This is a genomic window from Muriicola sp. SD30 (genome assembly GCF_041205185.1).
Taxonomy (GTDB): Bacteria; Bacteroidota; Bacteroidia; order Flavobacteriales; family Flavobacteriaceae; genus Muriicola.
Window position 1 is genome coordinate 41,581 of the sequence record NZ_JBGEWB010000003.1, and the last position, 20,857, is coordinate 62,437.

The following is a 20,857-nucleotide window of genomic DNA, read 5'->3' on the forward strand; positions in this document are numbered from 1 at the left end:
GCCTTATTTTATTACGCAGAATCCGGGGTCATCTGCCAGATTTGAACCAGGATTTCTCCATGTGTTGTCACCCTCCAACAGATCATCGGCGTTTTGTGGGCCCCATACACCGGCAGAATAACCGTAAATCATAGCCTCTTTATCCGTTTTCCAATAATTTAAGATGGGATCTACAAACTCCCATGCAGCTTCCACCTCATCGGCACGTGCATAGAGGGTAGCGTCTCCCTGCATGGCATCGAGAAGCAATCTCTCGTAGGCCGCCATTAGATTGGTCTCAGCAAGGCTGTCGTAATAGAAATCCAGATTTGCCCGCTCTACTTTAAAGCCCTGCCCGGGTACTTTTACCCCAAATTTGATCAGGATGCCTTCGTCGGGTTGTATTCTGATAATGAGCTTATTGTCTTTGTTGAACACCCCCGAATCGGTAAAGATCTTATGGTGAGGGGGTTTAAAATGAATGACAATTTCGGTCACCTTTGTAGGCATCCGCTTGGCAGTCCTGACATAAAAAGGGACGTCTTTCCATCGCCAGTTATCCACAAAAAATTTAATGGCTACATAGGTCTCAGTGGTCGAATCGGGGTTTACCCCATCTTCCTCCCTATAGCCTTTTACTTTCTCTCCGTTGATATCCGCCGACAAATACTGGCCCCTGATAGTATTTTCATTCAGACTTTTGTGGTCTGATAATATCCTCATCGATTTTAGCGCCTTCACTTTTTCATTTCTGATCTCCTCTGCCTTTGCCCCGATAGGAGGCTCCATCACAACCAAAGAAACGATCTGCAACAAATGATTCTGGAACATATCGCGTAAAGCGCCCGAACTGTCATAATATCCCCCTCTTTTCTCTACCCCTACACTTTCGGCGTTAGTGATCTCCACATGCTGAATGTAATTCCTGTTCCACAGAGGTTCAAAAATACTATTAGCAAACCGGGTCACCAGGAGATTCTGTACCGTTTCTTTCCCCAGGTAATGGTCGATCCTGAAGATCTGCTCTTCATTAAAATACTGATGAAGGCTATTATTCAATTCCCTGGCAGAAGCAAGATCATACCCAAATGGCTTTTCCACGATCATACGTTTCCAACCTTTGTTTTGCTGTGTTAGGCCCTGTTCGGAAAGATTTTTGGCAATGATCTCATAAATACTCGGAGGCGTAGATAAATAGAAGATGAAATTATGTGATGTATTGAATTCTGAATTGAGGGAGTTTATCCGTTCAGCGAGAGACTCATAAGAATCTTCATAGGAATTCCCTATGTCTTGGTAAAATAATTTATCGGCAAAATGTGATAGTTGCTCCGGATCAATTTCATTATCCCCCCCGTTGAGATAGCTACTTTTATAAGCCACCCTGTCTCTGAAATCATCGTCAGATAAAGGAGACCTGCTTACCCCCAAAACGAGAAATTTCTTTGGGAGGTGCCCTCCACAATGCAGATGGTACAAGGCGGGGATCAATTTCCGGGCGGTAAGATCACCGGAGGCCCCGAAAATGATTAACATTTGACTTTCAGTTCTGTCCATTTTCTATCAAAATTAAGAAGGAACGGCCTACTTCTTTAAATGCCCAAAGTACGCACTAAAAGTTAATATTTTCAATTACTTTTGATTGTAGCACCCGATATAGCTGCATTTTTCCGCCACCAATGCATAATTTGTGGGTATAAATGACTGTGGTTTTGCAATTTATAAACTAGAATAATGAATCAACACATATATGATTTTGGCTTGATTGGCCTCGGAGTGATGGGGAGAAACTTTATCCTGAATGTCGCAGACAATGGATTTAAAGCGTTTGGATATGACCTTGATGCTGAGAAAGTTGATGCCCTGAAAAAGGAAGGAGGAGATCTGGAAAAAGTAAATGCCAGTACAGATCAGGAAACTTTCCTCAAGGCTTTGCAACTTCCCAGAAAAATCATGCTCCTGGTCCCGGCTGGGAAAATCGTAGATCAGGTAATTGAAAAACTGCTTCCTCATTTAGATAAGGGAGATCTTATAATTGATGGGGGAAATTCCCTCTTTACCGATACAGATCGAAGAGAGGCGTATCTCAGGGAAAAAGGAATCCATTTTTTTGGAGCAGGGGTGTCAGGGGGAGCAAAGGGAGCCCGCAAAGGTCCCAGCATCATGCCGGGAGGCTCACGTGATGCCTACAAGGAGGTGAAACCTATTTTTGAAGCGGTTTCGGCGAAATACCAGGGAGAACCCTGCGTAGCATACCTCGGACCTAAATCGGCCGGAAACTACGTGAAAATGGTGCACAATGGTATCGAATACGGCTTGATGCAACTTACCTCAGAAATTTACGACCTGCTTGGCAAAGCCGGGGAAATGTCGAATAAAGAAATGCATCAGGCTTTCGATCAGTGGAACAAGGGCCGACTTCAATCTTTTCTGGTAGAAATTACAGCAGATATCCTGGTGCAGGATGATGAGCACGGCGACGGTAAACTAATCGATAAGATCCTCGACAAAGCCAAACAAAAAGGAACAGGGAAATGGACTTCACAAAATGCCATGGATCTGGGAATTCCGGTCCCAAGTATCGATATCGCGGTAAGTATGAGGGAAATTTCCGCGCTTAAAAACGACCGGGTAAAAGCAGACGAAGTCTATGACCGACCGCAACCTATTCTGATAGAAAAAAAGAAGTTGACCAAAATGGCAGAAGAAGCCTTGTACTTTTCTTTTATAATTACCTATGCCCAGGGCCTGCACCAATTATCTGAAGCCTCTAAAGAATACGAATACAATCTGGATCTGGGTACCATCGCTAAGATCTGGAGGGCAGGTTGTATCATCCGGGCAGGTTTACTGGCGGATATTACCAAAGCTTACCAATCGCAACCCGACTTGCCAAATCTGCTACTCGATTCTTCTTTTTCAAAAGAGATCAAACAAACTATTGACTCTGTACGAACTTTGGTGGCTTATGGAGCCGAGAATGGGATCCCACTTCCCGGGCTTTCCAATTCACTGACATATTTTGATGCTTATACTTCCGGACGCCTGCCGCTCAACCTTATACAGGCACAACGCGATTACTTTGGCTCACATACCTATGAACGGACTGATAAATCAGGTACGTTTCATACAGAATGGGAAGGATAAAAAATGAATCTCAGAAATTAAACACCCTGCTGAGATTAAAGCCGAAATAGATATCTCCATCACCCCAGTCGCCTACGGCATTGCCCAGGAAACCGCTTTCAAAAGTGGGCTGGGCATTGGTAAAATGCAATTGGAAAACGTGTCCCCCGGTTTCAATATCTACCCCTATAGACAAGGGATTTACAAAGGGGGAACCATCTGCCCGGTTTAAATGCCATCCATAATCCATATTAAGACTAAATCGCTGAGAAAGTTTTACACGCCCACCGAATCCCAGTGCAAACTGGGAATTATCCTGAGGAGCATAATCCACATATCCTTCATAAAAATAGGTAGGCATCAGCTGTACTGAAACCTTGTCGCTTAATTTTCTACTGATGAGAATCTGCTGAGTAAATGAAGTACGGTCACCCATATCAACTTCTCTTTGCAATACAGGTTCGTCTAAAAGCGTATTAAATGCTATCTGGCTATAGCCTACAACGGTAACCGGATTGTCATCACTTTGCTGCATAAAGCGATATTTCCCTGAAATATCATAGGTTTTATTAAACGAACTCCGGGCTATGGAAAGATTGAAACCATCTGAAAAACCATAGATAAAATGAAGGCGGGTATTGGCAAAGTCAAGACCGAAAAATCCGTCCAGGCCCGTTTTTATGCTACCAAAACGATGAAAAACTATAAAGTAGAACTCCTTTTCATTGACCATCTTGGTCGACTCAAAGTTGACGATTTTTAAACCTTTAAAAGCAGATTCGGTAATACCAGTAGTATCGGATTTATCAATGGATGAAAGCAGGTCGCTTTGTGAGTACAGCAAGAACGGAAACAGGAATATCCAGGCAACTAAATTTTTTCTTTTCATGGCTAATCGTTTTGATGACCTCGTTCGCTAAAAAGTAACGGGGCCTTTTTCCTTAAACTTACGAATTATTTCCCATTTCCTACCTCATTATAATATCCCATTTTGTCGGATAAACTCTAAAAAAATACAAGGACGCAACCTAAGTCAATATTTGACGTCTTATCAATAAGTTGTTGATAATCAGTTAGTAATTTAATATTAAACCTATGAAAACTTCTGGAATTGGATTACTGTTTGCATTCGTTTTTCTTGTGTTCGCATGTTCGAAGAGTGATAATTCCGAAGGGGTTATGAACGATCCCGATAATGAAGATCCTGAAGCGACTACACTTAGTTATCAAAATGATGTTCGCCCAATAATTCAGGGAAACTGTTTATCTTGCCATGGAAACCCACCTACTAACAACGCGCCTATGTCTTTGACCTCCCTAAGCCTCGTGCAAAGTGCAATAGAAAACAGGAACCTGTTATCCAGGATTAACAATACTACCAATCCTATGCCACCGGACGGGCTTATGCCTCAAAATGCACGACAGTTAATTGCAGACTGGGCCAATCAAGGATTTCCTGAATGAAAAATTACCTCTTTATATTTCTTATAGCCTGGGGATGCCAGAGCATGGCACAAACTACTTTTCGAACCGAAACGGGCGAGATACAGTTTGATGCTTCAACGCCCATGGAAGATATTTATGCAGTAAACAGGAAGGTAAATTTCGCCCTAACTGCTGAAGGAGAGATAGCGGTTTTGCTTTTAGTCAAGGAATTTGATTTTAAAAGAAAACTGATGCAGGAGCACTTTAATGAAAACTATATTGAATCTGACAAATACCCAAAAGCATACCTGACCGGAAACCTAGTCAATTTTAATCCTGAAGACATTTCTGAAGAACCCATAACTTATGCTCTAAATGGTGATCTTACGCTTCATGGCGTTACACGGCCCATTGATACAGAACTAATCATTAACAGGGAAGGAAGTTTTTTAGTCCTTCAAACTGAGTTTACCATAAAGACAGAGGACCACAAAATAAAGGTTCCAAGGATTCTTTTTAAAAAGGTCGCAAAAGAAGTACGGGTTCGTGTTCTTTCCCGGTTAATGGAGACAAAAGAAACTGAATAACATTCCAGTTCATCCTGATACTGCTCCCTCATTATTTGCTCAGGTACATCTTTCTCCGCGTGTACAGCTCATAAAATTCATCGTCCTTTAAACTGTCGATAAAGAGAATGCTCTCGCCTGTACTTTTCATTTCCGGTCCTAAATTCTTATTTACATTCGGGAACTTATTAAAAGAAAATACAGGTTGCTTTATGGCGAAACCTTCAAGTTTAGGGTTGAATTTAAAATCCTTCAGCTTCTTTTCTCCCAGCATGACTTTGGTAGCGTAATTTACATAGGGCTCCCCATAAGCCTTGGAAATAAAAGGAACTGTTCTTGAGGCTCTTGGATTGGCCTCAATGATATACACCATGTCATCCTTGATCGCAAATTGGATATTGATCAGGCCCACGGTATTGAGCGCTAGTGCGATCTTTCGGGTATGATCCTTTATCTGTTGCATCACGAATTCCCCCAGATTAAAAGGAGGCAAAGTAGCATTGGAGTCCCCCGAGTGGATCCCGCAAGGCTCTATATGCTCCATAATCCCAATGATATAAACATCTTTCCCGTCGCAGATCGCATCTGCCTCGGCTTCTATAGCCCCGTCGAGATAATGATCTAAGAGCAATTTGTTGTTGGGAATCTTATGAAGCAGGTCTACCACATGGGCCTCGAGCTCTTCTTTGTTGATTACAATCTTCATTCCCTGCCCTCCCAATACGTAAGATGGCCTAACTAGTAGGGGAAAATTCAGTTCTTTGGCCAGCTCAAGGGCTTCATCGGCACTCTCGGCTACTCCAAATTGTGGATAGGGTATATTGTTCTTTTTCAGAAGTCGGGAAAAGCTTCCGCGATCCTCCGCAAGATCGAGGGATTTAAAACTGGTCCCCATAATTTTTATCCCGTATTTGTCGAGTTTTTCGGCAAGCTTCAAGGCAGTCTGTCCTCCAAGCTGTACTATCACTCCTTCCGGTTTTTCGTGAAGGATAATATCGTAGATATGCTCCCAGAAAACAGGTTCAAAATAAAGTTTATCAGCCGTATCAAAGTCGGTCGACACCGTTTCAGGGTTACAATTGATCATAATAGTTTCATATCCACACTCTGCTGCAGCCAGTACGCCGTGCACACAACAATAATCGAATTCTATCCCCTGCCCGATCCGGTTTGGTCCTGATCCCAGCACAACAATTTTCTTCCTATCTGTTACTTCACTATCGTTAGTTACATACCGCTTACCTTCGGGTGTTTCAATCTCTTCCTCAAAGGTGGAATAATAATAAGGCGTCATTGCCTTAAACTCGGCAGCACAGGTATCAACTAATTTATATACCCGGTTTATCCCGAGCTTACTTCGTTTCTTATGGACTTCACTTTCATAGCAATCGAGCATATGGGCGATCTGCCTGTCGGCGAAGCCCTTTTGTTTTGCTTCCAGAAGCAATTCTTTGGGAAGACTTTCCACAGTGTATTTAGAGATTTCCATTTCAAGGAAATGCAGCTCTTCGTACTGCCTAAGGAACCACATATCAATTTTAGTAATCTCGTGTATCCTGCTGAGGGGGATGCCCAGTTGAATCGCATCGTAGATGACAAATACCCGGTCCCAGCTTGGGATGGTGAGTTTACTAATAATCTGATCGTAATTGGTATAGCCTTTGCCGTCAGCACCCAGACCGTTACGCTTGATCTCCAGTGACTGGGTGGCCTTGTGCAGCGCTTCCTGGAAGGAACGGCCTATTCCCATGACCTCCCCTACCGATTTCATCTGGAGTCCGAGTGTCCTGTCTGATCCTTCAAACTTGTCAAAATTCCACCTGGGGATCTTGACGATCACGTAATCCAGGGTGGGTTCGAACAGGGCTGAAGTTGATTCTGTGATCTGGTTTTCTAATTCGTCAAGGGTATATCCAATGGCCAGTTTAGCGGCGATCTTTGCTATGGGATACCCGGTGGCTTTTGAAGCAAGTGCAGAAGACCTCGATACCCGCGGATTGATCTCAATGGCAATTATATCCTCTTTTTCGTCCGGACTTACCGCAAATTGTACGTTACATCCTCCGGCAAAATCCCCGATACTACGCATCATTTTTATGGCCATATCTCTCATACGCTGAAAGGTGCGGTCTGAAAGGGTCATCGCTGGGGCTACTGTAATGGAATCTCCGGTGTGGATCCCCATCGGATCCATATTCTCAATGGTACAGATAATTACCACATTGTCATTCTGATCCCGTAGTAATTCAAGTTCGTATTCCTTCCACCCCATTAGAGCCTTATCAATCATCACTTCATGGATAGGAGAAATTTCCAGGCCTCTGCTCAACAATTCATCAAAATCTTCCGGCTTGTATACAATGGATGCTCCTGCACCTCCAAGGGTATAGGAAGCCCTGATCACCAGTGGGAATCCAAACTCCTGAGCTATCTCCTTCCCTTTCAGGAAAGAGGTGGCAGTAGACTGTGGTGCCATTCCGACCCCTATCTCAAGCATGAGTTTTCGGAATTTCTCCCGATCTTCTGTGATATTGATGGCGTCAATATCCACCCCGATAATCTCAACATTAAAGTCTTCCCAAATCCCTTTATCACCAGCTTCAATACAAAGGTTGAGTGCGGTTTGGCCACCCATGGTAGGAAGCACGGCATCTATATTAGGATGTTTTTTCAGGATCTCAATGATCGATTTAGTGGTCAGGGGGAGAAGATAGATATGGTCAGCCATGGTGGGATCGGTCATAATGGTGGCCGGGTTGCTGTTGATCAGGACGGTTTCAATCCCATCTTCCCGCAGGGAACGCAAAGCCTGTGATCCGGAATAATCAAACTCGCAGGCCTGTCCAATAATAATAGGGCCCGAACCTATGATCAATATCGATTTTAGATCTTCTCTTTTTGGCATAATTCTGTTATTCTTTGAATTTTAAATTGGTGATAATAGCATAAAAAAAAAGGTGCTACTTTAAAAAAGTAACACCTTTATATTGTTGATTTTCAGTCATTTATTTTTTGTGACGCGGCTCAGAAGATACAGACAGTTTTCTTCTTCCCTTGGCTCTCCTCCTGGCAAGAACTTTTCTTCCGTTGGCTGAAGCCATACGCTCTCTAAATCCGTGTTTGTTTCTGCGCTTGCGTTTTGACGGCTGATATGTTCTTTTCATGCTTTTTAAATTTGTGTCGGAAACAATTTATAAACCCGACTTCTTTTCAAATTCTGGGCGCAAATATACGAAGAGTTTTTGCTTTGCCAAATCGATTTGAAAAATATTTAGGATAGTTTTTAGTACTTTTGCCGCAAGAAACAGATGTCGACAAATGCGGTTGAAAGATTTATTTTTCTTGTTGTTTTTTTTCGGGATTTCAGCCCTTGGATATGGGCAGGAAAAACTCGAATACAATCTCAGCAAAGGTGATGTTTACAAGGTTAAACAGATAGCCAGGCAGGATATAACTCAGGAGTTAGAAGGTGCAACACATGAACTGACCAACGATATCAGAGGCATCTTGGAGTTTAAGGTAACCGACAAAACAGATGAAACCTATGCTATTGACATTGTCATCAGGGATCTGTTCATGACCATTACCTCAAGCCTGCAAGGTGTAATTATGGACGTAAACGCCGCCGAAATTGATACCGCCAACGTGCAATCCCGAATATTTAACAGTCTGCTCAACAAACCAGTTCATATGGTGATGAGGAAAAACGGCGATATCCTTGAGGTAAAAGGAGGAGACAGCTTAGTTGCCGGAATGGTTAAAGCATCGGGTCTAAAAGAAGCCTTTGCAGTTAATATGCTTACTTCTTCCCTCAAGAATGAATTTGGAACAGAAGCCTTGTCAGACAGCTATAAACAAATGACCTTTATTTATCCTGAGATAAAGGTAGGTATTGGAGATACATGGAAAAACAATTATTCAGGCAAATTAACTGCCAAAAATTCCTGGCAGCTCGATTCCATGGCAGAAGGGAAGGCAAATATCAGAGGTAATGCTACGGTTATGATGAAAATTGAAGAACCTGCTACAACCATGGTACTCGATGGGACACAAAACACCCGGATCACCACTGACCTAAGCACAGGTTTTATTCTGACCATGAAAGTAGAGGGATTTTCAGAAGGCTATTCAACACTGGCACAATTGAATGGGCAAAAGATACCCACCACCATTACTTCTTTAATTACATATGAATTAATACAATAGAAATATGTTTAACAAAAATATCAAACTAGTCATCACTGCCCTGATTGTAGCCTATGCTATCTATCAATTTATTGAGGGCTATATCGGAAATGGGATTTTCCTTATCCTACTCTCCCTGATCTTCGTATTCCTTTATTTCAGAAACGAGATTATCTTATTGGCCTTCTTGAGGATGCGGAAGCAGGATATGGACGGGACAGAAAAATGGCTGGAAAGAATCAAAAATCCGAAGGCAGCTTTAACGACTAAACAACAGGGGTATTACAATTATTTGTACGGGATCATTTTCTCTCAAAAGAACCTCACCCAGGCCGAGAAGTATTTTAAGAAGGCCCTAAAGCTGGGATTAAATATGGATTATGATGTAGCCATGGCGAAACTCAGCCTTGCCGGAATAGCTATGCAAAAAAGAAGAAAAAGAGAAGCGACAACCCTGCTTCAGGAAGCAAAGAAACTCGATAAGAACAATATGCTTACCGAGCAGATCAAAATGATGCAGACACAGATGAAGAAGATCTAGGTCTTCCTGTTTCGCGGTTAAAGTATAGGTTCTTTTTATTACTTCGCGGAAGTGTAATACCCTTTATGAGGTATTTCAATAGTATACTTCTTCCCGGATGCATTGTTAAGATGCGGCTCCCTCAGCCATGGATTATGCCTTTTGAGGATCTTATAATTGATCTCATATTCTTTGGCGAAGGTCGCAAAATCTTCAACGGGCTTATCAATTTCCACGGTAAATGTGGGAACAGTGGCATAAAGATCCTCCTTTGATAATTCAAAGCCATATTTTTCAGGATGGGAAAGGATTTCTTTGATAGCCATAATTCTGAACACGTAACGTCCGGTTTCCTGTCCTAAAAGGAGGTCGAAATAATCTGTGGCTTGCTGGATACCCATATATTTATTTATAGCTCCGGCTCCGGCATTGTAAGATGCGGCTGCCAGGGTCCAGCTTCCGAATTTTTCTTTATTCTTTTTCAGGTACTCACAGGCGAGTTGAGTGGCAAGGCTTAGGTTATAACGCTCATCGACATTTGAATTTACTTCAAGCCCGTACTCTCTTCCTGTTGCCTTCATAATCTGCCAGAATCCTGCAGCACCGGCAGGAGAAACTACATTTTGAAGTCCGCTCTCGGCTACAGCCAGATATTTAAAATCGTCGGGTATCCCATTTTTAGCCAGAATGGGTTCGATGATGGGAAAGTACTTATTGGCCCTTTTCATCAGCAGAACAGCATTCGACTGCCAATAGGTATTCACAAGGAATTCCCTGTCTATTCGCTCCATAATTTCAGGGTCATTCTGCGGTACTTTTTCCCCGGCAAAGTTCAGATCTTCGGGAATTTCAATAGAGGTTATTCTGTATTCATCTGCTACACTTTTGTCAGCTTGTTCAACTGCAATAGTCTTTTGGTCAGCATCAGAAGAAAGATGTCCTTGTTGTACGGCGAATATCAGGGTAGACCCGATAAAAATTACACCGAATATCATCAATATTGTTTTTAAGATTTTCATCACTTTGTTTTTGAAAAGTATCCAAAGGTATAAATAAGAACTCCCTTAATCCAAAATAATTGCCGGTAAACGTTCATTGAACCATTTATATCTATGAATGATCATGGTATGCGTACCATTTTTCACCGGAATGCAGCCTTTAATGTACTGAAAAGGAAATACCACATCCTTATCCCCATGAATATGAACAATATCGGGCTTATATTCCTTTTGTTGCCATTTTACAATCTGATCAATAGACCAATCCAGGTAGTATTTGTCCTTAACGGAAAGGTATTCCTTATATAATTCAAGGCGCTGGGTAACCGTTTCCCCGAAGGCATATTTAGCCAGGAGATCCAGATTATTGACCATACCTGTAGGGAGTAACTTGTGGATTTTGGTATAATTTGCAAAGATCAGTCGTTTGGGCATTTCCGACCGTTGCTTTACACTGGAAATAATTACCAGTTTTCTCACCGGCATATGCCTGGCCATTTCCTGAATAAGCATTCCTCCAAATGACACTCCGATCAGAACCGGGTCATTGTGCTCGACCAATGTATTCATTTTTCGGGCGTATGCTTCCAGTGACATACCCTTATCGGGAACGAACCATTCAAGGCGATGGATCTCAAATTGGTCCCCGGGGAGTTTGATATTCTTGAAGATAGAGCTGTTAGCAGCCATACCCGGCATTAAATAAACATGTATCTTCTTTTGCATCATCTTGTCTGAAGCAGGGTTTTATTTAGGAATTTAGCATTTTTTTCACTACTTTTGTATCCCGCTCAACATAATAACAGCGTTAAACTGATATTATATAAAAAGTCAGAATTGCAAAAAGTAAAGATTACGATTTCATCGTAATTTTTTTGTCTGAAACCACAATTAAAACTAACTATATGAATCAATTAGTAATTAATGATAATAGTTTCTTACGGCAGTTCGAGACTAAGGTTGATGGTCATTTGGCTAAGATCGAGTATTCTTCTCAGGAACGAAAGGTGTTCCTTACAAAACTGGTCATTCCGGAGGAAATTACCGCCGATGGGTTTAAAGAAGAATTCATTAAATCCGTCCTTCACCATATACAGGAACAAAACCTCAGGGTTGTTCCTACGAGTCCGCAAATAGCAGGCTTCCTAAGGAAAAACAGGCAGTACAAGGAAATGCTGCCGGTCGGAATCCGAATCTAAATTTATATAACCTCTCAACCGAGAGGTTTTTTTATACCCTGATTTTTTCAGGCACAAAATCAAATCGCACTAATCCTTCTTCATCAATCTCTTTAAGCTCCACTTCATGGAGGGTATTACAAAGTCCGGGATCCCATGGCATTCTTACTTTAACGTAATTCTCGGTAAAGCCGTGGATATAACCTTCTTTATTTTCCCCTTCGAATAGTACCGTTCTGATACTCCCCAACTGACTCTCATAAAAGGCTCTGCGTTTTTTTACCGATAAGCCTCTGAGCATCTTGCTTCTTTTTTGTCTTATCTTGAATGGAACGGGATCTGCCATTTGAGCAGCTTCAGTATTTGCCCGTTCTGAATAGGTAAATACATGTAGGTAAGAAACCTCCAGCTCATTCAGATAGTTATAGGTTTCTAAAAACTGTTCCTCAGTCTCACCGGGAAATCCTACGATCACATCAACGCCTATACAGGCATGGGGCATAAATTTCTTTATGGATGCAACACGATTAGAATACAATTCCCGCATATACCTGCGGCGCATTCTTTTTAAAATTTCATTGCATCCACTCTGTAATGGGATATGAAAATGAGGTACGAAGGAACTGGATTTTGACACAAACCTAATGGTCTCGTCTTTTAAAAGATTCGGTTCTATAGACGAAATACGCAGCCGTTCTACCCCTTCAACTTTATCCAAAGCCTGAACAAGTTGTAAGAAGGTATGTTCATGTCTTTTATTCCCGAACTCTCCTTTACCATAATCCCCGATATTAACACCGGTAAGAACAATTTCTTTTATCCCCTGAGCGGAAATCTCTCTGGCATTATCAAGTACGTTACTTAGGGTATCGCTTCGCGATATCCCCCTGGCCAAAGGGATGGTACAGTAGGTACATTTGTAATCGCATCCGTCCTGTACCTTGAGAAAAGCCCTCGTTCTGTCTCCCAGGGAATAACTTCCCACATAAAAATCTGCCTCCTGTATCTCACAGGAATGCACTTCCCCGTGGTCATTTTTACTCAGGTCATTGAGGTAGTCTGTAATCTTAAATTTCTCTGTAGCACCCAGGACCAGATCAACACCATCTACGGCCGCCAGTTCTTCAGGCTTGAGTTGTGCATAACAGCCAATGGCTATCAGGAAGGCTTCCGGATTCGATTTCTGTGCTTTTTTTACAATGGTCTTAAATCGCTTATCCGCGTTTTCTGTAACAGAACAAGTATTGATCACGTAGATATCGGCCCGTTGTTCAAAGTCGACATTTTCGTAGCCCGAATTAGTGAAACTCCTCGCAATAGTAGAAGTTTCCGAATAATTCAGTTTACATCCAAGGGTGTAAAAAGCAACTTTCTTTTTCATGAATTCGTTCCTGATCAACGGGGCGCAAAGATACTATTTTGTAACGGCTCTTAAAAATACCGCTGTTTCTCTTTAGAAGAATGCCTAGTATTTCCGCCATTTTTTAGTGAGTTCAAAAACGTGCTCCAGGATGGCGGCCTCTTTTTCATCGAAGGTCTTTCCCCTTCTCGCCATCATGACTTCGGCAGCCTCAAAGGCTTTTCTGGTATGGTAGGTTGAAAAACCACTGGCCCCACCCCAGCTGAAACTGGGAATAAAATTACGTGGGAATCCGGGCACATATATATTGCAGTTTACTCCAATCACCGTACCCGTATTAAACATGGTATTGATCGCAGTCTTACTGTGATCTCCCATCATCAGTCCGCAGAATTGCAGTCCAGTCTGATCGAAGCGTTCGGTGGCGTAATTCCAGAGGCGAACCTTGGCATAGTTATTCTTAAGGTTCGAATTATTTGAATCTGCCCCAATATTACACCATTCTCCCAGGACTGAATTTCCCAGGTAGCCATCATGTCCCTTGCTTGAATATCCAAAGATTACTGAGTTGTTGATCTCTCCGCAAACCTTCCCATGGGGTCCTATGGTAGTTGGACCATAGATCTTGGCTCCCATTTTTACCACCCCTCGTTCACATAGGGCAAATCCCCCTCGGATCATGTTTCCTTCCATAACTTCTGAGTCCTTCCCAAGGTAAATGGGGCCTTCAGTAGCATTCAGAATACTGTATTCCACTTTGGCTCCCTCTTCCAGAAAAATGTTTTCCGGGCAGATCACTCTGTTGGAGGCCGGAATGGGTGCACTTTTTCGCCCTTCTGTAATCCGTTCATAATCCAGCTGTAAGGCAACTCCGTTTTTTGAGAAAATATCCCAGGTATTTTGTATCCTGAAAAGATCGAGACCTGTTTCTTTTCTCTGCAGTTCACTTATAGTTTCTTCTGATTTTGGCTGAGCCGAGCGATAAGCCACCAGAGTTGAATCGCTGAAAAGAGCCGTTTCCGGTCCTATCGCCTGAATTTCAGCTAAGAGCTCAGGGGAGGGTAAAAATGAAGGGTCGATAAATAAGTTGTCCTCCCTGAGAACGAGCGGGTATTTAATCTCCAGATAGGATTCTGTTTTATAGGATAAATCAGCTTTTAGATAGTCTTCCCACTTTTCCCTTAAGGTAAGGATGCCCACTCTGATCTCCCCAACGGGGCGGGTAAATGTAAAGGGAAGCAATGAAGTCCTGACCTCACTGTCGAACAGTATGTAGTTCATGAAGTATGAATTTTACCCAAAAGTAAAAAAATAACGCCCCCGATGCATATCGGAGGCGTTGGTTTGCGTTGTTCTCCCCAAATTTTAGATATCCGGGGGAATATATCTTCTTACTTCTTGAATTTCTGATATTTGTTCTTGAACTTATCGATCCTACCGGCGGTATCAACCAATTTGGCCTTCCCGGTATAAAATGGATGTGATGTCCTGGAGATTTCAAGTTTGATAAGTGGGTACTCCACTCCTTCTACTTCAAGGGTCTCTTTTGTCTCGGCGGTTGATTTTGTGATAAAAACATCGTCATTCGACATGTCTTTAAAAGCAACTAATCTGTAATTTTCCGGATGTATACCTTTTCTCATCGTCTTAGGGGTATTCTTTTTTCAGGCTGCAAATGTAATTATTTTTTTTAGCATTCCCCAAGAAGAATTTCAAAATTCCATCTTAAAAATTGTATCTTGGATTTGTAACAATTTCTACGTTATCATCACTAACTAGACAATTAACGTAAAACTGAACAACAAAATGGAACAAAATCAACCAACAATCGGGAAGTTCTCCCTTAATTATGGATTAATACTTGGAGGCATCAGCGTGGTTTTTGGCCTTATGCTTTATTTCATAGATGCGCATGCAAATCAGGATAGCACCAGTCAGATAGTAGGTGTAGTTTTAGCTGTAGCCATTACCTTTTGGGCCATATTCAATTTCAGAAAGGCAAATGGAGGTTTATTATCCCTTGGACAAGCTATAAAATTAGGCGTTTTAATCGCATTGATTTCAGGAGTAATATATATCTTTTATCTGATCTTTCTATCAAATGTTCTGGATACGGAATTTACCACTAAAATTGCTGAAAATAGCAGAGCAGCCGCACAGGAGGCCGGGGTAATGACAGATGCTCAAATAGAACAACAATATCAGGGAACTATTAATTACTTTTGGATTTCTTACCCGATTATTCTTGTTATTAATGTTGTCATTGGCTTTGTTATAGGATTAATCGGCGGTTTAATATTTAAGAAATCATAAATCAAATTAAAATAATGGAACAAAATCAACCTAAAACAGGAAAATTTGCTTTAAACTTTGGTGTCTTTCTAGGGGTGGTTAGCGTGGTTTTTTCGCTTATGCTCTTTTCTCTGGATATGCACTACCAGGGTGGTATTGCTGTAATGTTAGTGAGCATTGTTATTACGCTCGTATTCATTGTTCTGGGAATGCTAAATTTCAAAAAAGCCAATAATGGCTTTATGAGTTTTGGGCAGGCTTTGAAGATAGGTGTGGGAATAGGGCTTATTGGTGCAGTAATTAGCGTCCTTTTTAACCAGGTGCTGATCAACTTCATCGATCCGGAAACAATGACTAAGGCTATGGAATACCAGCGTCAGCAACTGGAGGTGGCCGGACTTACATCAGATCAGATCGATGCACAGATGGGAATGGCGGAAAAGTTTTCCTCCCCTCTTATACAGATTGGTATTGGCCTTGTTGGTAGTATTATACTCAGCTTTCTGGTATCGTTAGTACCCGCCTTAATCCTTAAAAAATCGGCTCAGGATAATTAATATTCGTATTTTTGAAAGGAAGAAGCAACGATTCTCCATGAGCTTATCTATTGTCATTCCTTTACTTAACGAAGAAGAATCCTTAAAAGAACTTCATGATTGGATTGTGTCTGTGATGCAATCCAATCATTTTATATACGAAATCCTGTTTATTGATGATGGCAGTACGGATAACTCCTGGGAGGTGATTACCGAACTGGCATCCCGTAATGAAAATGTAAAAGGAATTCGATTTCTGAAAAATTTCGGAAAATCACAGGCCCTTCATGCTGGTTTCAGGGAAGCCTCGGGGGATATCGTCGTCACCATGGATGCCGATTTGCAGGACAATCCGGAAGAAATTCCTGATTTGATCAGGATGATTGAAGATGAGAACTATGATTTAATCTCCGGCTGGAAAAAGAAGCGCTATGACCACGCCCTCACAAAAAACATCCCTTCAAAACTCTTTAACTGGGCAGCGCGAAAAACCTCCGGGGTAAAACTTCACGATTTTAATTGCGGACTAAAGGCCTTCAGAAAAGAAGTGATAAAAAATATAGAAGTATCAGGAGAGATGCACCGGTATATTCCTGTACTCGTAAAAAACGCCGGCTTTTCCAAAATAGGTGAAAAAGTAGTGCAGCACCAGGCCAGGAAATTTGGCAAGACCAAATTTGGTGCTGATCGATTTATCAACGGATTCCTCGACCTGATTACCATCTGGTTTGTCTCCAAATTTGGCAAGAGGCCCATGCATCTGTTTGGAGCTCTGGGCGTACTAATGTTTGTCATCGGCTCGGGGTTCGCCCTCTATCTCGGCATTGATAAGTTGTTTATTAACCCGACGGGGCGTCTGTTGAGTCAGCGTCCCCAGTTCTATATTGCCCTTACCGCTATGATCATAGGAACCCAGTTCTTTCTGGCCGGCTTTTTAGGAGAAATCATGGTTAGATCGAGAAAAAGTGAGCCCAGGTATAAAATTTCCCATGAAATTAACCTCACTCATAGGGTAAAGGAATATTCTTCGTAATTTTATCTTTATACCAACGTATATTTCATGAATGACATACTTACAACCGCCAAAAGCTGGCTAACCGACTTTTTTGATCCGGCCGTTAAAAAAGAGATTCAGCATCTTATAGAAAATGATCCGGAGGAACTCAAAGATCGTTTTTACAAGAATATGGAATTCGGCACAGGAGGAATGCGCGGGGTCATGGGGGTGGGAACAAACAGAATCAATAAATATACCCTTGGTAAAAGCACGCAGGGACTGAGTAACTACCTCCATAAAGTATATCCCGATACCGAACTGAAAGTAGTAATTGCCTATGATTGCCGGCACAACAGTGATACCCTGGCCAGAACGGTGGCCGAAGTATTCTCAGCCAATAACATTAAAGTATATCTCTTTTCTGAGCTCAGGACTACCCCTGAACTTTCCTTTTCTGTAAGATATCTGGGTTGTCAGGCCGGTGTAGTTCTCACCGCTTCCCACAACCCCCCGGAATATAACGGTTACAAAGTATACTGGACAGACGGTGGGCAGATTGTTCCTCCACAGGACGGTGAAATCATAGCCGAAATCAATAACCTATCCGTCGAGGATGTGCGCTTTAAAGCCAATGATAATTTTATAGAGCTTATCGATCAGCAGGTAGATGAAGCATTCATTAATGCATCTGTAAAAAATGGGGATTTCAGTGCTCCCGGAAAAACCGATTACTCTATAGTTTTTACTTCTCTACACGGAACTTCAATAACCGCCATCCCGGAGGTACTCAAAAGAGCCGGGTATAGCAAGGTTACAATCATTGAAGAACAAGCAGAACCTGACGGGGATTTTCCTACCGTTGTTTCCCCTAATCCGGAGGAACCTGAAGCGTTGACACTGGCCATAAAAAAGGCAGAGGAAATTGGTGCAGACATGGTCGTGGGCACTGATCCCGATAGCGACAGGCTCGGAATCGCAGTGCGAAATCCTGAGGGAAAAATGGAACTGTTGAACGGGAACCAGACCATGGTCCTGATGACCAAATTTCTGCTCGATCAGCAAAAGAAAAAAGGCTTTAAAGGCAATGAGTTTATTGCCTCTACCATCGTCTCTACCCCCATGATGCAAAGTCTGGCATCGGCCTATGGGGTGGAATGCAAGACCTCCCTTACTGGCTTTAAATGGATAGCAAAGATGATCGTAGACCATCCGGATCAACATTTCGTGGGAGGAGGAGAAGAGAGTTTTGGATTTATGGTTGGGGATTTTGTCCGTGATAAGGACGCTGTTACTTCCACCCTGCTCGCCTGTGAGATCGGAGCAACGGCCAAAGCGAATGGAAGTTCATTTTACAAGGAATTGATCCAATGTTACGCAGACTACGGCTTCTACAAGGAAAAATTGATTTCTCTGACTAAAAAAGGGATCTCAGGGGCCGAAGAGATCAAGAACATGATGCAGGATTACAAGGAAAATCCGGTAAAATCCATCGACGGATCAGAGGTAATCACTGTTGACGACTATAATAGCTCTACCTCAACAGACATCAGAACAGGGAAAATTTCTGTAATCGACCTGCCAAAATCCAATGTCCTGATCTATACCACAGAAGATGGTACACGAATGGCAGCCAGACCCAGTGGTACTGAGCCAAAAATCAAATTCTACTTCAGTGTAAACGCTCCCCTGGACCAGGTAAATAATTTTAAGGAAGTAAATGACGCCCTGGACGAAAAATTAAAAAGAATTGTCAGCGAACTGAATTTGGATTGATGAATTACTTTAAAAAAATCCTGCGGTTTGCAGCGCCCTACAAGAAATACGCTTTTTTAAATATCTTTTTTAATCTGTTATACGCCCTATTCAGCGCACTTTCCTTTGCAGCCCTGATCCCAATGCTTGACGTCTTATTCAAACAGACCGAGCAGGTATATACAAAACCAACCTACGAGGGCATAGGATCCATAAAAGATTATGTTCAGGACTACCTCAGTTACCGGCTTACCTCCTATTCAGATGCCGACGAGATGCAAGCTCTTATTTTGGTTATAGGCCTGGTGCTTATTCTATTTTTTTTAAAGAATATCTTCAATTACCTCGCGATGTATTTTATCACCTTCCTCAGAAACGGGGTGCTGAAAGATATCAGGAACAGGATGTATGAAAAAATTACAGATCTCCCTATTTCATTTTATTCTGAAAAACGCAAGGGCGATGTGATCGCCAGAATCACTTCTGATGTACTCGAGATCCAACATTCCTTCCTCTCCATTCTCGAATTGCTGGTTCGTGAACCCTTAACTATCTTGTTTACTATTGGGGTAATGTTCTTTATCAGTGTAAAGCTCACCCTCTTTGTGTTTATTTTCATCCCCCTTGCCGGAATGATCATCTCCAGGATAGGAAAATCCCTGAAAAAGAAATCGGACCGGGTACAGAAAGAGCAGGGAGAATTCCTGTCTATCGTAGAAGAAACTCTGGGCGGACTAAGAGTAATCAAGGCCTTTAACGCAGAATCGAGGTTCTATAAAGTATTCTCAGCTTCTACCGAACGTTTCTTTCATTTTTCGAATAAACTACTAAACCGACAAAATCTCGCCTCTCCTACAGGAGAATTTCTGGGTATCGTGGTTATCGGTGTACTACTATGGTTTGGCGGGAAAATGGTTTTGGTTGATAAAACCCTCGACGCCTCCTCCTTTATAGCCTATATGGGGCTGGCCTATAACATCTTAACTCCTGCCAAGGCCATAAGTAAGGCGTCTTACGGAGTTAAAAAAGGAAATGCCGCAGCCGAAAGGGTGCTAGAAATCCTTGAAACTGAAAATCCGATCAAAGAGTCGGACAACCCGTTACAGGCAAACGATTTTACCAGCTCCCTTACCTTAAATAACATCGCCTTTAAATACGAAGATGACTGGGTCCTTGAGAATTTTACCCTGGATCTTCACAAGGGTAAAACAGTGGCTTTGGTTGGCCAGTCTGGTAGTGGTAAAAGTACGGTCGCTAACCTTGTAACGCGTTTCTACGATGTAAACAAGGGGGAAATTACCATTGACGGCACTGATATCAGGCAGCTTTCGAAACGCTCTCTGAGAGGCCTGATGGGACTGGTTACACAGGAATCCATACTATTTAATGACTCGGTCCGTAACAATATCTCACTGGGGAAGGAAGACGCTTCTGATGAAGAGATCATTGAGGCAGCAAAAATTGCCAATGCACATGATTTTATTACCCAGCTCCCAAAAGGTTACGACACCAATATTGGTGACAGTGGGAATAAACTGAGCGGTGGACAGAAACAAAGGCTCTCGATCGCCAGGGCAGTATTAAAGAATCCGCCCATAATGATCCTTGATGAAGCCACCTCTGCCCTGGATACGGAAAGCGAACGCCTGGTGCAGGAAGCCCTTGAAAAATTGATGCAAAACAGAACATCCCTTGTCATTGCGCACCGGCTATCCACCATACAGAAGGCCGATTCCATTGTGGTTATGGAAAAAGGAAAGATCCTGGAAACAGGGACCCATGAAGTCCTGTTAAAACAAAAAGGAGTCTACTACAAACTGGTTGCCATGCAATCCTTTGATTGAGATCATCCTGACATATTTACTTCCATTGGTCTAAAAAAAAGGTAATTTTATAGAGGAAATACCTGCGGATTAAACCTTTACGGTAAAATTCCGTCTTAA

20 protein-coding genes are annotated in these 20,857 nt (G+C 42.2%); 11 read left to right on the forward strand and 9 right to left on the reverse strand.

Annotated elements, in window-relative coordinates:
* Window positions 1–3: 3 nt before the first annotated feature.
* Entirely contained in the window at window positions 4–1,536 is a 1,533-nt protein-coding gene (gene zwf, locus AB8P51_RS09140) for a glucose-6-phosphate dehydrogenase (protein WP_369748524.1), read from the reverse strand.
* A 177-nt stretch (window positions 1,537–1,713) separates the two neighbouring features.
* Between zwf and gndA the strand changes: the two genes are divergently transcribed.
* Window positions 1,714–3,126 (forward strand): NADP-dependent phosphogluconate dehydrogenase, encoded by a 1,413-nt coding sequence (gndA, locus tag AB8P51_RS09145; RefSeq protein ID WP_369748525.1) that lies wholly within the window; start codon window positions 1,714–1,716, stop codon window positions 3,124–3,126.
* Between the two features lie 10 nt (window positions 3,127–3,136).
* Here the strand turns inward: gndA and AB8P51_RS09150 are convergent, their stop codons facing one another.
* Window positions 3,137–3,994: a DUF5777 family beta-barrel protein gene (locus AB8P51_RS09150; protein ID WP_369748526.1), complete on the reverse strand. Its 858-nt coding sequence runs from the start codon at window positions 3,992–3,994 to the stop codon at window positions 3,137–3,139.
* 206 nt (window positions 3,995–4,200) lie between these two features.
* On the opposite strand from AB8P51_RS09150, the gene AB8P51_RS09155 reads away from it, so the two are divergent.
* Together AB8P51_RS09155 and AB8P51_RS09160 are read left to right on the forward strand one after the other, a co-directional pair.
* Complete coding sequence (locus AB8P51_RS09155) at window positions 4,201–4,569, forward strand: hypothetical protein (RefSeq protein ID WP_369748527.1); 369 nt, start codon at window positions 4,201–4,203, stop codon at window positions 4,567–4,569.
* Window positions 4,570–4,613: 44 nt separating this feature from the next.
* On the forward strand, window positions 4,614–5,117 hold the full coding sequence (locus tag AB8P51_RS09160; RefSeq protein WP_369749146.1) for a YceI family protein: 504 nt from the start codon (window positions 4,614–4,616) through the stop codon (window positions 5,115–5,117).
* Window positions 5,118–5,148: 31 nt separating this feature from the next.
* On the opposite strand, the gene carB is transcribed toward AB8P51_RS09160, so the two are convergent.
* A complete protein-coding gene (carB, locus tag AB8P51_RS09165; RefSeq protein ID WP_369748528.1) occupies window positions 5,149–8,001 on the reverse strand; it encodes a carbamoyl-phosphate synthase large subunit in 2,853 nt (950 codons plus the stop codon).
* A gap of 100 nt (window positions 8,002–8,101) precedes the next feature.
* The gene (rpmH, locus tag AB8P51_RS09170) at window positions 8,102–8,260 is read right to left on the reverse strand and encodes a 50S ribosomal protein L34 (RefSeq protein WP_369748529.1); all 159 of its coding nucleotides are present in this window, start codon (window positions 8,258–8,260) and stop codon (window positions 8,102–8,104) included.
* A gap of 154 nt (window positions 8,261–8,414) precedes the next feature.
* Between rpmH and AB8P51_RS09175 the strand changes: the two genes are divergently transcribed.
* Both AB8P51_RS09175 and AB8P51_RS09180 read left to right on the forward strand, forming a co-directional pair.
* Entirely contained in the window at window positions 8,415–9,302 is an 888-nt protein-coding gene (locus tag AB8P51_RS09175; RefSeq protein WP_369748530.1) for a DUF6263 family protein, read from the forward strand.
* A gap of 4 nt (window positions 9,303–9,306) precedes the next feature.
* Window positions 9,307–9,822, forward strand: coding sequence for a DUF2892 domain-containing protein (locus AB8P51_RS09180; protein WP_369748531.1), 516 nt, complete (start codon window positions 9,307–9,309; stop codon window positions 9,820–9,822).
* Between the two features lie 38 nt (window positions 9,823–9,860).
* Here the strand turns inward: AB8P51_RS09180 and AB8P51_RS09185 are convergent, their stop codons facing one another.
* Together AB8P51_RS09185 and AB8P51_RS09190 are read right to left on the reverse strand one after the other, a co-directional pair.
* A complete protein-coding gene (locus AB8P51_RS09185; RefSeq protein WP_369748532.1) occupies window positions 9,861–10,820 on the reverse strand; it encodes a lytic transglycosylase domain-containing protein in 960 nt (319 codons plus the stop codon).
* Between the two features lie 45 nt (window positions 10,821–10,865).
* A complete protein-coding gene (locus tag AB8P51_RS09190) occupies window positions 10,866–11,528 on the reverse strand; it encodes an alpha/beta hydrolase (RefSeq protein WP_369748533.1) in 663 nt (220 codons plus the stop codon).
* 176 nt (window positions 11,529–11,704) lie between these two features.
* Here AB8P51_RS09190 and AB8P51_RS09195 point away from each other — a divergent pair, with 176 nt between their 5' ends.
* Complete coding sequence (locus AB8P51_RS09195; protein WP_369748534.1) at window positions 11,705–11,998, forward strand: GNAT family N-acetyltransferase; 294 nt, start codon at window positions 11,705–11,707, stop codon at window positions 11,996–11,998.
* Window positions 11,999–12,029: 31 nt separating this feature from the next.
* Here the strand turns inward: AB8P51_RS09195 and mtaB are convergent, their stop codons facing one another.
* From mtaB to AB8P51_RS09210, 3 genes are all read right to left on the reverse strand, one after another.
* Complete coding sequence (mtaB, locus tag AB8P51_RS09200) at window positions 12,030–13,358, reverse strand: tRNA (N(6)-L-threonylcarbamoyladenosine(37)-C(2))-methylthiotransferase MtaB (protein ID WP_369748535.1); 1,329 nt, start codon at window positions 13,356–13,358, stop codon at window positions 12,030–12,032.
* An 84-nt stretch (window positions 13,359–13,442) separates the two neighbouring features.
* Window positions 13,443–14,618: a GlmU family protein gene (locus AB8P51_RS09205; protein WP_369748536.1), complete on the reverse strand. Its 1,176-nt coding sequence runs from the start codon at window positions 14,616–14,618 to the stop codon at window positions 13,443–13,445.
* A 110-nt stretch (window positions 14,619–14,728) separates the two neighbouring features.
* Window positions 14,729–14,980, reverse strand: a complete 252-nt coding sequence (locus AB8P51_RS09210) for a type B 50S ribosomal protein L31 (protein WP_369748537.1) — start codon at window positions 14,978–14,980, stop codon at window positions 14,729–14,731.
* 163 nt (window positions 14,981–15,143) lie between these two features.
* Between AB8P51_RS09210 and AB8P51_RS09215 the strand changes: the two genes are divergently transcribed.
* From AB8P51_RS09215 to AB8P51_RS09235, 5 genes are read left to right on the forward strand one after another with little or no spacing between them, the layout of a single operon-like run.
* A complete protein-coding gene (locus AB8P51_RS09215; protein WP_369748538.1) occupies window positions 15,144–15,650 on the forward strand; it encodes a DUF4199 domain-containing protein in 507 nt (168 codons plus the stop codon).
* A gap of 14 nt (window positions 15,651–15,664) precedes the next feature.
* Window positions 15,665–16,186, forward strand: coding sequence for a DUF4199 domain-containing protein (locus tag AB8P51_RS09220; RefSeq protein ID WP_369748539.1), 522 nt, complete (start codon window positions 15,665–15,667; stop codon window positions 16,184–16,186).
* Window positions 16,187–16,223: 37 nt separating this feature from the next.
* Complete coding sequence (locus AB8P51_RS09225; RefSeq protein WP_369748540.1) at window positions 16,224–17,198, forward strand: glycosyltransferase family 2 protein; 975 nt, start codon at window positions 16,224–16,226, stop codon at window positions 17,196–17,198.
* Between the two features lie 27 nt (window positions 17,199–17,225).
* Window positions 17,226–18,935 carry a phospho-sugar mutase gene (locus AB8P51_RS09230; RefSeq protein WP_369748541.1) on the forward strand — a complete coding sequence of 570 codons (1,710 nt, stop codon included), beginning with the start codon at window positions 17,226–17,228 and terminating at the stop codon, window positions 18,933–18,935.
* Window positions 18,935–20,758, forward strand: a complete 1,824-nt coding sequence (locus AB8P51_RS09235) for an ABC transporter ATP-binding protein (protein WP_369748542.1) — start codon at window positions 18,935–18,937, stop codon at window positions 20,756–20,758. The genes AB8P51_RS09230 and AB8P51_RS09235 overlap by 1 nt, the downstream gene beginning before the upstream one ends.
* Window positions 20,759–20,857: the final 99 nt, after the last annotated feature.

Bases quoted from the DNA above. Each gene is read 5' to 3' on its own strand.
- AB8P51_RS09235 (WP_369748542.1), top strand. From the start codon at position 18,935: ATGAATTACTTTAAAAAAATCCTGCGGTTTGCAGCGCCCTACAAGAAA.
- AB8P51_RS09175 (WP_369748530.1), top strand. From the start codon at position 8,415: ATGCGGTTGAAAGATTTATTTTTCTTGTTGTTTTTTTTCGGGATTTCA.
- carB (WP_369748528.1), bottom strand. From the start codon at position 8,001: ATGCCAAAAAGAGAAGATCTAAAATCGATATTGATCATAGGTTCGGGC.
- AB8P51_RS09155 (WP_369748527.1), top strand. From the start codon at position 4,201: ATGAAAACTTCTGGAATTGGATTACTGTTTGCATTCGTTTTTCTTGTG.
- AB8P51_RS09230 (WP_369748541.1), top strand. From the start codon at position 17,226: ATGAATGACATACTTACAACCGCCAAAAGCTGGCTAACCGACTTTTTT.
- zwf (WP_369748524.1), bottom strand. From the start codon at position 1,536: ATGGACAGAACTGAAAGTCAAATGTTAATCATTTTCGGGGCCTCCGGT.
- gndA (WP_369748525.1), top strand. From the start codon at position 1,714: ATGAATCAACACATATATGATTTTGGCTTGATTGGCCTCGGAGTGATG.
- AB8P51_RS09215 (WP_369748538.1), top strand. From the start codon at position 15,144: ATGGAACAAAATCAACCAACAATCGGGAAGTTCTCCCTTAATTATGGA.
- AB8P51_RS09180 (WP_369748531.1), top strand. From the start codon at position 9,307: ATGTTTAACAAAAATATCAAACTAGTCATCACTGCCCTGATTGTAGCC.
- rpmH (WP_369748529.1), bottom strand. From the start codon at position 8,260: ATGAAAAGAACATATCAGCCGTCAAAACGCAAGCGCAGAAACAAACAC.
- AB8P51_RS09150 (WP_369748526.1), bottom strand. From the start codon at position 3,994: ATGAAAAGAAAAAATTTAGTTGCCTGGATATTCCTGTTTCCGTTCTTG.
- AB8P51_RS09195 (WP_369748534.1), top strand. From the start codon at position 11,705: ATGAATCAATTAGTAATTAATGATAATAGTTTCTTACGGCAGTTCGAG.
- AB8P51_RS09185 (WP_369748532.1), bottom strand. From the start codon at position 10,820: ATGAAAATCTTAAAAACAATATTGATGATATTCGGTGTAATTTTTATC.
- AB8P51_RS09190 (WP_369748533.1), bottom strand. From the start codon at position 11,528: ATGATGCAAAAGAAGATACATGTTTATTTAATGCCGGGTATGGCTGCT.
- AB8P51_RS09225 (WP_369748540.1), top strand. From the start codon at position 16,224: ATGAGCTTATCTATTGTCATTCCTTTACTTAACGAAGAAGAATCCTTA.
- mtaB (WP_369748535.1), bottom strand. From the start codon at position 13,358: ATGAAAAAGAAAGTTGCTTTTTACACCCTTGGATGTAAACTGAATTAT.
- AB8P51_RS09220 (WP_369748539.1), top strand. From the start codon at position 15,665: ATGGAACAAAATCAACCTAAAACAGGAAAATTTGCTTTAAACTTTGGT.
- AB8P51_RS09205 (WP_369748536.1), bottom strand. From the start codon at position 14,618: ATGAACTACATACTGTTCGACAGTGAGGTCAGGACTTCATTGCTTCCC.
- AB8P51_RS09160 (WP_369749146.1), top strand. From the start codon at position 4,614: ATGGCACAAACTACTTTTCGAACCGAAACGGGCGAGATACAGTTTGAT.
- AB8P51_RS09210 (WP_369748537.1), bottom strand. From the start codon at position 14,980: ATGAGAAAAGGTATACATCCGGAAAATTACAGATTAGTTGCTTTTAAA.